Origin of the sequence: Parabacteroides timonensis, assembly GCF_900128505.1 — a bacterium.
GTDB classification, from domain to species: domain Bacteria; phylum Bacteroidota; class Bacteroidia; order Bacteroidales; family Tannerellaceae; genus Parabacteroides; species Parabacteroides timonensis.
The window spans coordinates 1,577,184-1,590,051 of sequence record NZ_LT669941.1; the positions used below are offsets into that span (position 1 = coordinate 1,577,184).

Here is a 12,868-nt window from a genome sequence, read left to right on the forward strand (position 1 = left end):
TATTGTTTTAATATTGTTTTTCCAAATCTTGTGCACTGAATGCCTTTTCCTGTTTACAGAATACACTTTCCGAACTCTTCCCAAATTGTTTCAGACGGAAAGGATCTTTCTTCATCAAACGACGAAGTATTCCTGTCGGAGTTATTATCAGGAAAAATAAGAGAAAGAGGACACATCGTGTAATTACCAGACTAAGCAAATCACCCAGTCGAAACCATAACCAGGTAAACGGGGTGTATATTACCGGTATCAATAAAGTTATCACTAATGCTATAATAACCATCACTGTTAGGTCTATCCGACAATAGGCCGATACGATGACTAATATTAGTGACAGGACAATCCCAAATTCTATATTTTTCTTTTTATCTATCATGGCTTCTCTATTTGTTTAAAATAATAAGCCGCTTTCTCCTTTTCTTTCAATTGGATGGATAACGATCCGGCTTGTTGCTGAAAAACTTTCTCATGAGGCAACTCCAGACACATCTGTTCTACGACACGCAAAGCATTCGGAATATCCTTTGATAAGATATAATGATTATTTAAACGCTGCATGGCTTGCCCCCAGTTTATCTTCCGGTAGAAAAATTGTTCTGCCGTCTGGTATTCGAAACTTTTTTTATCGTATTTCAATACAGTCGGTGGTTCATTAAAAGGCCATTGTTGTTTAAGTTTTGCAATAACCAGATCGCCATAGATGGAATCGAAAAGAGTAACCGGGTAATCTGTCGCTTCAAGTTTATAATCGACCGGTCTCAGATTTCTTTCTGGAAAGAAATGGCTGGCAAGGGATTCGAAAAACGTTTCGGCAATAAGTCGCTGGCCTGTCAGATTAGGATGTACATGTTCCAGAATCAACTCTTTACCAATAAGACCATGAGGAGAGTAGTCGGCAAACTTCTTGTAGACATCCACCACATGAACATTATCATACTCTTCTCCGTATCTCTGAATAATCCGGTTAAAGGCCTCCGGAGCCCTGAAACGAAGCTGGTCGTATTCTTTTGCCTGCGTATAATGCAACAAAGACTCGTCATATTGTTCCTGTATATAAGCTTCTTCTCCTTTTAGATACTCATCCTGGGCATTATAAAAAGGTGAATTCTCTTTATTCAACGGGGTCTGGTCTTTCAGGTTTCCAGCTAACGTCCCAATAAAAACCGGTATATGATGTTTCTGAAACAAACGGAGCATTTGTCCGAGGTTTCTCTCAAACTGCTCGATCCCGGCAATATAAGCATCCGAATTATAGGGAATCATTTGGTGGGCAGCCATTCGTTCCATCAGTGTCAGATCCTGATCGCTTAAAGAGGAATTGCCGGGACGCACTTTTTCGATCAATCGGGTAAGCCCCTGTACCAATTTAAATTCTTTGGCGGCAATCATAAATTGAATCAGGCGATGATCCCGACCGATACGACTGGAAGAAGCGACACCCAATGCTCCGTAATATTCATTATGCCCGGCGTAGATTAAAATACCGTCAGGCTGATAGTTTACAAGTTGTTTAGAGAAATCGTATAAAGTATATGTGTTAATTGCAGTCAGTGATATATTGATAATTTCAATATTATTTTGCGGAAACAAGAATTGGAGTTTATATTTGAGCATTCGAGGGAAAGCTCCGTTATGCATATAAGGGAAACCGATAGCCGAGGAAGCTCCTAAGACAAAAAAACGAATAGTACCCTCCGGCTTTTTTTTATAAAATGTCTCGATATTTCCAATAGTGGCATTTTGGCTGATTGTAAAGTATTTTTGAGAGACTTCACGATTCATCACCCAGAAGCGTGCGTCTTCATCCGTAGTAAATAAACGGGTATCATATCCATAATTCCCAATACGCATACAAACCTCTATTACCATTAAAATGATAAATGGCAACAGAATGGCGATTAGCTTATATATTTGCAGTCTTTTCATGATCGATCATAACAATCAGATTAAAATAAAGAGATGTATAACAAAACCAATATAAAATATTCCACAAAAGCGCTGATTAAAAATGAACAGCAATTGAAATAGAGTTAAGGCTTTTTATACATCCCTTTATTATTAAATATGTACAAATGTAGTTCTAAAAACTACTTAGATGCGTAGTCCGGATTTTGTGTCAACTGCGGATTCGAAGTCAATGCTGCTTCAGGTATAGGGAATACTGTTCTATAATCTCCTTCACCTGCTGCATCATGAGACAGCCAGTTTTTCTTTGTATAAATACCAAAACGGATCAAATCTCTACGACGGTGCATTTCCCAGGCAAATTCCCAACCCAGCTCATCCAACAGGCGACCGAATTCAATCGGCGACTGATCTCCGTTATGTTGATTGACATAGTTAATCACCGTACCATATTGATAACTACTGTTAGCCTTCAGATCGTTGTCGGTAACAACAGCTTTCTCCGGATTATTTTTAAAGTTACGTCTGCGCACTTCAGTAACTAAATCACCGGCTCCCGGTTTACCTAATCTCAACAGACATTCCGCTTTCATCAACAGTACTTCTGAATAACGATGTAATGGAAAATCTGTGTCAGACGAACCTGTAGTTCCTTCCGGAACTTCAAATTTGAACATACGATATCCATCTGTTTCATTTGTATAATTACCATCTTTTACATCTTTAATATAAGAGAGCGGTTGTCCTTTCATATCATAAGTACACAGTAAAAGTTCTCCTTCAGGAGTATACTGATCACCCATCAGCCATGTATCTGTAAGACGAGTATCATTTTCATCGTATGTATCGATGAATTGCGTCAAAGCCATTCCGGAACCACTACCCCATGGTGTAGCTTCCAGTTTAAACTTCTTCTGTAACTCACCATGCCAGGAGAACATGTGTATGGATTGTCCGCCAGCCAAAGTCTTATCAAACGGAATAGTAAACAAAATTTCTTTAGAACTCTCAGTTCCTGTTGCACGGAAAGACGCATTATAATTTTCAGACAATCCACATGGACTGCTAGTTATAATCTGATCGCAAACATCCAGACAATCCTGCCAGTGTTCTTCACCGATATATACCTTTGCATTCAAATAAACATTTGCCAATAATGTCATTCCCGCCCATTTATTTATACGGCCGTACATATTACCACCTTGCTGTTCATCCAGATCCGGAATCACTTCTTTCAATTCATCTACAACAAACTGATAAATATCTTTGCGAGAACTCTTTTCCGGTAACTCTGACGTTCTTGTCTTCAACAACGGAGCATCACCGAAGTTATCGCATATCAACCAGTTGTAATAGGCTCTGACAGCTCTTAACTCAGCTAATCCTTTCCGTTTTTCGTCATCTGATGGTGCAGGAAGAACTCCGTTCTCAATCTGGTCAATTACTGTATTACACAGTACGACACCCTGATAAAACTTCTCCCACATCACTCTTACATGATTTTGTTCCGAGGTCCATTTATGATAGTGTAACATACGATAAGTACCACCATCATCCCAACCCGATGAGTTAGGCGGGTTTACGATACAATCACCGGTAAGTTCCTGGGTTGCCCAATAGTTATCATGTCCGATAAAACGAAGATAACTATATACACTGGCTACGGTTGGATGAAAATCTTCTGTCGAATAATTATAGGTTTCTTCAGTTACTAAAGAGTAAACCTTCTCATCCAAATTATTGCTACAACTGCTAATCAACCCTCCTACGCATAGCACAGCTACAGCTGTTTTAAGATATGTTTTCATATTCATATTTCCGATTAAAATTTAACAGACACTCCTAATGTATAAGTTCTTGCTGCCGGGTAACGGCTGATGTCATCAAGACCTGGAGCCAATCCGCTGATACCAACTTCCGGATCGATACCGGAATAGCCGGTAATAGTAGCAAGGTTGGAAATAGTACCATAAACTCTCAGTGATTTCAACCATTTATCGAAATTGATTGTATAACCTAAAGTAAGATTATCGATTTTCCAATAATCACCTTTTTCTACATAATAACTGACATATTGTATTCCCTGATCATCCGCCAAAGGCCTCTTTCCATATACATTGTCAAATGAAGATTCAAGAATATTACCACGGGACAACATGACCGGAACACCGAAACGCATTCTGGGAGTATTCAATATATCGAATCCGAATGCACCACGCATAGTGATGGACAAATCGAAATTCTTGAAACGTACGGTATTATTCCAGTTCAAGTAATGTTGTGGAATGCCGTTACCAATAACTTTTTTATCATCCGGTACCTGGTCTTCTATCGGTTTGGGATTACCGTCAGCACCTTCAATAATCCAATGCCCGTTTTCATCGATATCGATACTCTTATATCCATAGAAGTTACCAATCGGTTCACCGACCTGGATACGATGACTTGCCATCTGCAAAGGTTCCGGCAAGTTACCCTGATCGGAATAGTCGTTGGATACATACTGGTCGCTTGACAAAGACAGCAGCTCGCTCTTGTTAGTAGAATAATTCATTGAAGTGATCCATTGCCAGTCCTGAGTCTGAACAGGAATCGTCGTTACAGAAATTTCAAGACCTCTATTACGGATAGAACCGCCATTGGCCGTCATTGTACTATACAAGAAAGGAGGAGTCGGTACGCTATAATCCCACAACAAATCTTCTGTTTTACGATTATAATAGTCGACTGTTGCTGTGATACGATCATCTAAAAAGCCAAAATCCAAACCAACATTCGTTTCTTTCTTCTTTTCCCATCTCAAATCTGAGTTCGAGTTAGATCCCGGACGAGTCGTTTTAATGAAACCACCGTTATAATATACATAGGTACCGAAATCAAGAGTATTCAGAGACATATACGGGTCGGTCGGTTCCGTACCAGTAATACCGTAACCAGCACGTAACTTTAACTGGCTTAGTAATTTAAAATCTTCCAGGAATGCCTCATCTTTAATACTCCAGGCTCCTGATACAGAAGGGAAATTACCCCATTTATGGTTTGCACCAAATTTGGAAGAACCTTCATGACGGATACTGGCAGCAAGCATATACTTACCTTTATAGCTATAATTGAAACGGCCGAAATATCCGATCAGCTTGTTTTCCTTCTGTTCTGAATGTTCATTGGCACGTCCGTCTTTTAAAGCTTGCCCTGTTCCCATTCCATTGTATGTATAATCATCTGACGGGAAATTAAAATTCTGCATCCAATAGAACTGCCAGTTTGTACGCATCCAGCTATAACCGGCCAATATATTAAATGTATGATCCTTAATTGTTTTCCGATAAGAAGCCGTAAGCTCAGACATATCATCCACTTTCCGTTTAGTGCCTCGTGAAGCAAAACCGGTTCTACCGTTTTTATAAGATGATATATGATCGGTTGTTTCATAATAACCACGTACCTGGTTGTAATTATTTGAAGATACCAAATATTTAAGTTCCAACCCATCTATCGGAGTAAATGAAGCAGAAGCATGCATACGCAAGTTAGTTGCCTGGTTTTCACCTTCTACCTCTTCTATCAAACCCACCGGATTCAAATAATCTGTTTTAGAAGGACTTTCAGACCAGTTTCCTTCTGCATCTTTTACCGGAGTTGTTGGATTATAGGTAATGGCATTACGATAAACTTCTTTGTTAAAACCATTATCATCATCAGAACCTGCAAAGTAAGTTTGTTTGTAACCACTTAAATGAGCAGTAAGTTTCAATTTATTGTTAAACATACGGTGTGTTATATCCACCCGTGGATAGTACATCTGATTCTTTGTACGTTTCATGATACCTTCTATACCACGGTACTCGAAACTAGCCACATAATTGGTGTTTTTACTTCCACCACGTAAAGATATATTGTAAATCTGAGTCAATGGAGTCTGCATAACTTCATCCAACCAGTCTGTCGTCGCACCATCATCCTGTGCTCCGGGCTTGCCTTGAGCAACAAGGTTACGATAACCGTCTGCATCAAAGAAAGAAAGTCTGCGAGTGATCTGTTGAGTAGCCAGATATGCATTTACGTCTATCTCTGTCGGCATCTCCCCCTTCGCATTCTTTGTCGTAATCAGGATGACACCATTAGTTCCTCGTGTTCCATAAATAGCAGCAGCAGAACCATCTTTCAATATATCAATCTGTTCGATTGCTTCAGGAGATACCGTATCCATATCACCAGGTACACCATCTATCAAAACCAAAGGAGTAGTAGAAGATTTCAAAGTACCTGCACCACGTAATGTTATTTGAGATTTACCTACCGGGTTAGCATCAGGTGTTACTACATTTAAACCTGCAACCTGACCACGAATCAATTGAGCAGCATCTGTCGTAGGTATTTTCACGAAGTTGTCTGATTTTACACTTGAAATAGCACTGGCAATTTCCCCTTTTTTCTGGGTACCATAACCAACCACGACTACTTCGTCCAGACTTTGCGTATCTTCAACCAAACGAACTGTAATAACAGTCTTATTTGACACAGGGATTTCCTGTGTCAAATATCCTATATAGGATATTTGCAAAATGGCATTTTCAGAAACATCCAGAGTATAATTACCGTCAATATCTGTTACCGTTCCGTTAGTCGTTCCTTTTACCAGAACATTGGCTCCGATAATCGGTTCACCATTTTTATCCAGAACCTTACCAGTAATATTCAGATTCTTTTGTTGCGCGATATTCATTTCCTGATTCCCGTTATTTTCTGTAACCGGAGACTCAGAAGCAAATACACCCGTTATAAAAAAGAAAGGGGCTATTAAAGCTAACGTTGTATTTCGAGCTGTTTTGTTATGTAAGTTTAAAAGGGATCGTGAATTCCCTGTACGAATTTGTTCCATACATTTGTAGTATTTTATTAATATTAGAAATTTAAGGAGAGTCATGATATACTCTAATCCAAGTATTAAGACTTATCCTATTTGTACATAAATATTTTTTTATTTTATACCATAGGCAGAGTGTTTTTAATAGGTTATTAAAATACTGTTAACTATTATGATGATTTATTTTCTAACAAAGATTTCTGTTATATCTCCTTTCTCCAATTATTCTTCAATTGAGATGCTGCAAATATATATATTATTTCCAAACTGATACGAACTGGTCTGCTTTATTTTATAATGTTATAAAACATAGACCAGTTCGTACCAGTTGAAAGAAGTATATTATAATTTTATAGCCTTTAAATTATAATAGGGTATAATAAAAATCCCCGTTACTCATCTTCTGTAAGAAGGAATAACGGGGAATAAAGGAAATAATATCTAACTATTACTTCACAGGAATCCAAACTTTGTAAGGTTCACCCTCTTCGCGATTACCTACGGCATAATATGGAATAGCAGAAACAGTAACTTCCTGACCTTTTGCATCAAGAGCTTTTCCTTTTATCACATTTATACCTTTCAGTAATTCAGAACTGTACCCCATCGACATTGGAATATTTGTATTTAGTTTCAGGTCTGATAAATCTTGGTTGTCACAGCCTTCCAAACAATAAACAATCGGACCGGAGGCAATTGTAGCCATATCTTTCAGAGTCTCTACAGCCGGATTAGCTTTAATGAAACGCGGTTGCATAGGTAACAAAAGTTCCACCTTATCTCCTTTATTCCATTTGCGGTTAATAGCAACATAACCATTTACCGGATCAACGGATATAGCTTCACCGTTGACCTTCAATTCGATATCAGACTTCAAATCGGAAGTATAAAGGCCATAAGGATTCTCTATACCCCTCGCCCAGCCCGGAATACGGACATTCAAGGTGAAAGTAGAAGCCTTTTCCGGATCGACAGACATTTTGATTGTACCATCCCAGGGATAATTTGTCTCCTGCTTCAGTAAAACATTTTTACCATTCAACTCCATTTGTGTTTCGCTTCCTATAAACAGGTTGATATAAACATTATTCCCTTTATGAGAATAAATGAATCCCGGTAAAGCCGAAACAATCTTCAGGAACATCGGAGGACAACAAGGACAGTCATGCCATTCCCAACGTCCATGTTTTTCTGCATTCAAAGGGTTCTGATAAGTATAACAAACACCTGAAAGAGAGATTCCTGTCAGGACATTGTTATATACGACACGCTCTAACTCATCCATATATTTAGCATCACCAGTCAACTCGTTCATACGCTGGCTGAAGAAACCTGCACCGACAGCGGCACATGTTTCCAGATAAGCATCTGTCGGGAGGAAATAGTCCTCACCGAACTTTTCATCAAAATGGACTGCACCTACACCACCGGTTACAAACATACGACGGCCCACCATATTATCCCATAAACGTTTTACAGTATTTATATACTCAGGCGACTGATTTTCGATAGCAGCAGTAGTTATACCTGTGGCCAGTAATGTTGCACGTACGGCATGTCCTTCGATTGTCTGTTGCTGGAAAACAGGGATAGAGTCCTGTGCATAGTCACCCCATGTCGGACGAAGATGCGTTCCATATTCCGGATTATTATATTTGACATCCCGAATCCATTGTTCAGAAGCTGGATTCCCCCAAGTACCCCATAACGGATAACCACAATGATGTCCTCTGTTTTCAATCCAAAACTTAGCCAGTTCGTAGTAGTTGTTTTCGTTAACAGGTACATTTACTTTCGATTTCAGTTCAGGATGACTTTTATATAACCAATATAATTTAACCAACGGTTCCTCGGTACCTGAGTGAGCAGGTACGATATTCTTTTTGGGCTCCGGTCCCATGATATCGGACATATGGTTGGCAAAACGGGTGGCTACTTCCAATAGTTTAGTTTTTCCTGTAGCCTTATAATAATGTATACCGGCTTCTACAAGCATACCTGCGTTATAGACATCGTGCTGCCAGCGTAACATACCACCGTTCTCACCCCAGCGGTGACCCGACTCCATCAACTGTGTATAAGTATTGAGATAACCATCTGCTTCCGAAGCCTGTGCGCGGGCGATACGATCGATATACGCATCCAAGCGTTGTTCCATCCGGGTATCCGGATAACAGGACATAAAGTCGGATATACCGCGTATCGTTTCGTAGACCAGACCGTCGAACCAGGGAGCCCCGGCATGATGATCGATATCCCGCTTACCTTCTGCTACGAGGTCGAAGTTACGGAAAGTGTCGTTAGCTTCACATTCTTTGGTATCATGGATATGTTTTCCTTCGAATTTATTGAGAACGTCATTGGCAGTCACTTCCCGCCATTGATCAAACCGGGGTTTCCAGAAAGCATCCTGTACTTTCACCTGGTTCACTTCCTGAAATTCGATATTCAGATTCTTGTCGTCCACCTTACTTTCGGGTGAACATCCGGCTCCCAACAGAGTGAGGGCCGGAAGAAGTAGTACGTGTATTTTCATTCGTTTGTTCATTAATTATTTAACACCCAGTTTATAGACACAAACATGATTATACTGTTCACCCGGCATCAGTACAGTCGAAGGGAATGAAGGCTGATTAGGACTGTCCGGGAAATGTTGTGTTTCCAGTGCCAGTGAAGCACGATGGTTATAATGTTTTCCGTTCTTTCCAACCATCGAGCCGTCAAAGAAGTTCCCTCCATAGAATTGTATGCCCGGTTCGGTTGTCCAGACTTCCATATATCTGCCGGATACCGGTTCATAAACGGTGGCAGCGAGTTCCAGTTCTTTATCGGTCTTTCTCTTCAGTACCCAGTTGTGGTCGTAGCCATGACCATAAGCCAATTGTTCGAAATCGTTATCTACCCGTGCCCCGATAGGGGTTGCCTTACGGAAATCCATCGGTGTATTATCTACGCTTGCCAGTTCGCCGGTAGGTATCAGTACATTGTTTACCGGGGTATATTTATCAGCACAAAGCATCAGTTCGTGATCGTTAATCGTTCCGTTACCTGCACCATGCAGGTTGAAGAAGGAATGGTGAGTCAGATTGATGACTGTCTTCTTGTCTGTTGTTGCCTGGTGGGTGATGATAAATTCGTTATCATCGGTCAGGCGGTACGTCATTTTGACTTCCAGATTTCCGGGATAACCTTCTTCACCGTCTTTCGACAAGTAAGTGAAGATCAGGGTCTGTGCATCTGTCTGTTCCGTATCCCATACGACCATATCGAAACCCATCGTTCCACCGTGAAGGCTATTAGGTTTATCATTGATCGGCAACTGATAGTTTTTACCGTCCATTGTAAATTTGCCTGCTGCAATACGATTACCGTAACGACCGATCGTTGCCCCCAGGAAACGTTCCCCTTTGAAATGGATATAGGCCTCTACATTGTCGTGTCCCAAAACGATATCCACAAATTCCCCTTTCTTGTCGGGAGCCCAGATCTCGACAACTCTTGCACCAAAGTTTGTAACGGCTATCTCGATACCGTTCTTATTGGACAGATAATACAGGTCCGTTTGCTTTCCATTTACAGTCGTCTGGAAATCTGCTTTGTTCAGTTGAGAATGACGGGCTTGCCCATCCTGCATGTTCATCATAAATAAAAGAATTAAGAATAATATATGTTTCATTTTTATAAGTATTAATAGGTTGTTATTGTCGTATCTTACATCCGAAAATACCGCCGGCAATATTGCCGGGAAGTGCACGGAGCTTAACGGTGACCTTCTCTTTTCCCTTGGTTAACGATACCGGAAGAGGATAAGGATGATCGATAAACAGGTCGAACGTTTCAGTACGAAGACTGTGATCGGCTATCTTGGTGCCATCTATCCAAATCTCAAACTGACGGTTTCCGCCATCCGTACTGTGATAGGTCAATACCAGTTCCATCGGCAGGTTGGGAAGCACTTTCAGGTCGTATGAGAACCATCCGTTCTCGGCATCACGCCATCCTCCGGATTTGTCGGCACGGGTGTTTTCACCCTGTAAGTTGTGAGCTTGCTCCGACTCTTCGTTACCGACTAATACTTCGTCTACTATCCGTAACTCTTCGCGGAGGTTAGATATAATCTTTTCGCCATCCCGGGGAAGCCATACTTTCATTTCGCCTGCTCCACGGTAAGCACGAGCATAGTAAGGGATTAATGTTATTGTTGCATTTTCTTCTCTTACCTCCTTCATATCCGATGATACGGTATATTTCCGGCCGGTAGCCTCGATTGTATAAAGTCCGTTTACCAGATCAGGACGGCTATTTACTTTATAAGAAGTTTTTTCCGGTAGTGAGAGATTACGGACCTCCCCGTTATTGTCTGCAAATTCAGCACAATAAACCAGCGGGCCACGTTCCACAGCTACCAGACCGTTATTAGTTTTAACAGCCTCGTGTGTGATTACCTGACGGGGCTCCATCGGCAGAGAGATAGTAATGATATCACCTTTTTTCCATTGATTGGTGATAACAGCGTAGCCTTTTTCCTTCTTATAACTGTAAGGTTTACCATTCAGCAGAATCTGAACTTTCCCCTTATTTCGGCCGACAAAGCTGTATAAGTCAGAGGGAACAACGTTTCCTTCCGCCCAACCGGGGATGCGCACCTTCATATCGAAGGAATTGGTCTCGACCGGATCTACCATAATCTTTATATCGCCGCTCCAGGGGTAGTTGGTCTGCTGCTCCAGTAATACTTTATGACCGTTGAATTGCACCTCACTCGAACTACCCACAAATAAATTTGCATAAATAGAACGGTTGTCGACCGCATAAATATAACCGGGTACGGCCGGAATAAAACGAGACAAGTTAGTCGGACAGCAGGAGCAATCGAACCACAGACTACGTTCCTGCCCGTTCTTATTCGTCTCCAGTACATTCGGGTAAAAAAACTTATCGCCACTGATAGAGATGCCGCTCAAAACGGTATTGTAGAGCGAGCGTTCCAGTACATCAATATATTTAGAGTCGCCATGCAATTTGAACATGCGAAGGTTAAACATGCAATTGGCAATGGATGCACAAGTCTCGCAGTAGGCGGTGGCGTTGGGAAGTTCATAGTTCTTACCGAAAGCCTCATTGTTGGCCGTCGAGCCCAATCCGCCGGTTAGATACATCTTTTTACTGACAATGTTATCCCAGATCGTATCGATGGCATTCAGGTATGTTTTATCCTGCATATGCAAGGCGATATCGGCCATACCGGAGTAGAGGTATAAGGCACGGACGGCATGTCCTACGGCTTCTTTTTGCTGGGTAACCGGAAGATGATCCTGCCAGTACATACCGTTTTTACGTATATCGGGAGATGTTTTATCAAAGACCTTATGTCCACGGCTTTCCAGGAAGTAGCGTGATTGTTTCAGATATTTTTCATCACCGGTCGCTTCATAAAGTCTGACCAGGGCCATTTCGATAACCTCATGTCCCGGTGCAATCTTCAGGCCGCCTTCACGAAAGACGCTACAAATCAGGTCGGCATTTTTAATGGCGACGTCCAGTAAGGAACGCTTTCCGGTTGCATAGTAATAGGCTATTGCGGCCTCATAAAGTTCACCGGCATTAAAAGTCTCATGGCTCAGGTCCCAATCCTGCACCCATCTCTCCTTCCCTACCCAGGGATGAAGCGGATTGTTGATCGTATGATTGGTAAAAAGGTACCCGTCGGGTTCCTGGGCCGAAGCAATAATGGCGATAACACTATCGAGATAAGCTTCCAACTGAGGGTTCTTCTTTACTGTCAAAAGATATGAAGCCCCTTCGGATATTTTATATACTTCCGCATCATCAAAAGGGAAAAAAGATTGGTATTTACCTTCTTTCAACCCTCCGGCTATGGCAAAGTTATCAATATAACCGGCCTTTTCGCCACGCTGAAATGCATAAGGAATCGTAACTATACGGATAGTATCGATCCGGGGTGCCCAAAAGTTATCCGTACAATGTACGGATGTAAAAGGTACTTCATGTATTTTGCTTTTTCCTTCGCCATGTGCTTTTCCCTGGAAAGCACACAGCAAAGCTATAATGACTAACGATATTGCATTTTTCATG

General features: G+C 41.2%; 7 protein-coding genes. All 7 read right to left on the bottom strand.

All coding sequences use genetic code 11. The annotated features are described in order from the left end of the window. Nucleotides 1-7: 7 nt before the first annotated feature. Entirely contained in the window at nucleotides 8-376 is a 369-nt protein-coding gene (locus BQ7394_RS14010; protein WP_075558003.1) for a hypothetical protein, read from the bottom strand. After that, a complete protein-coding gene (locus BQ7394_RS14015) occupies nucleotides 373-1,926 on the bottom strand; it encodes an SGNH/GDSL hydrolase family protein (RefSeq protein WP_139317712.1) in 1,554 nt (517 codons plus the stop codon). The genes BQ7394_RS14010 and BQ7394_RS14015 overlap by 4 nt, the downstream gene beginning before the upstream one ends. Before the next feature lie 161 nt (nucleotides 1,927-2,087). Next, nucleotides 2,088-3,713, bottom strand: a complete 1,626-nt coding sequence (locus BQ7394_RS14020) for a RagB/SusD family nutrient uptake outer membrane protein (RefSeq protein ID WP_075560035.1) — start codon at nucleotides 3,711-3,713, stop codon at nucleotides 2,088-2,090. A 14-nt stretch (nucleotides 3,714-3,727) separates the two neighbouring features. Then, entirely contained in the window at nucleotides 3,728-6,631 is a 2,904-nt protein-coding gene (locus BQ7394_RS14025) for a SusC/RagA family TonB-linked outer membrane protein (RefSeq protein ID WP_235848748.1), read from the bottom strand. Nucleotides 6,632-7,220: 589 nt separating this feature from the next. Continuing rightward, complete coding sequence (locus BQ7394_RS14030; protein ID WP_075558005.1) at nucleotides 7,221-9,308, bottom strand: glycoside hydrolase family 127 protein; 2,088 nt, start codon at nucleotides 9,306-9,308, stop codon at nucleotides 7,221-7,223. A gap of 15 nt (nucleotides 9,309-9,323) precedes the next feature. Continuing rightward, complete coding sequence (locus tag BQ7394_RS14035; RefSeq protein WP_087880605.1) at nucleotides 9,324-10,448, bottom strand: aldose epimerase family protein; 1,125 nt, start codon at nucleotides 10,446-10,448, stop codon at nucleotides 9,324-9,326. A gap of 22 nt (nucleotides 10,449-10,470) precedes the next feature. Further along, the gene (locus tag BQ7394_RS14040; RefSeq protein ID WP_075558006.1) at nucleotides 10,471-12,867 is read right to left on the bottom strand and encodes a glycoside hydrolase family 127 protein; all 2,397 of its coding nucleotides are present in this window, start codon (nucleotides 12,865-12,867) and stop codon (nucleotides 10,471-10,473) included. Nucleotide 12,868 lies beyond the last annotated feature (1 nt).

Coding starts and splice junctions, on each gene's coding strand:
- BQ7394_RS14010 (WP_075558003.1), bottom strand. CDS start 376: ATGATAGATAAAAAGAAAAATATAGAATTTGGGATTGTCCTGTCACTA.
- BQ7394_RS14015 (WP_139317712.1), bottom strand. CDS start 1,926: ATGAAAAGACTGCAAATATATAAGCTAATCGCCATTCTGTTGCCATTT.
- BQ7394_RS14020 (WP_075560035.1), bottom strand. CDS start 3,713: ATGAAAACATATCTTAAAACAGCTGTAGCTGTGCTATGCGTAGGAGGG.
- BQ7394_RS14035 (WP_087880605.1), bottom strand. CDS start 10,448: ATGAAACATATATTATTCTTAATTCTTTTATTTATGATGAACATGCAG.
- BQ7394_RS14030 (WP_075558005.1), bottom strand. CDS start 9,308: ATGAAAATACACGTACTACTTCTTCCGGCCCTCACTCTGTTGGGAGCC.
- BQ7394_RS14040 (WP_075558006.1), bottom strand. CDS start 12,867: ATGAAAAATGCAATATCGTTAGTCATTATAGCTTTGCTGTGTGCTTTC.
- BQ7394_RS14025 (WP_235848748.1), bottom strand. CDS start 6,631: ATGAATATCGCGCAACAAAAGAATCTGAATATTACTGGTAAGGTTCTG.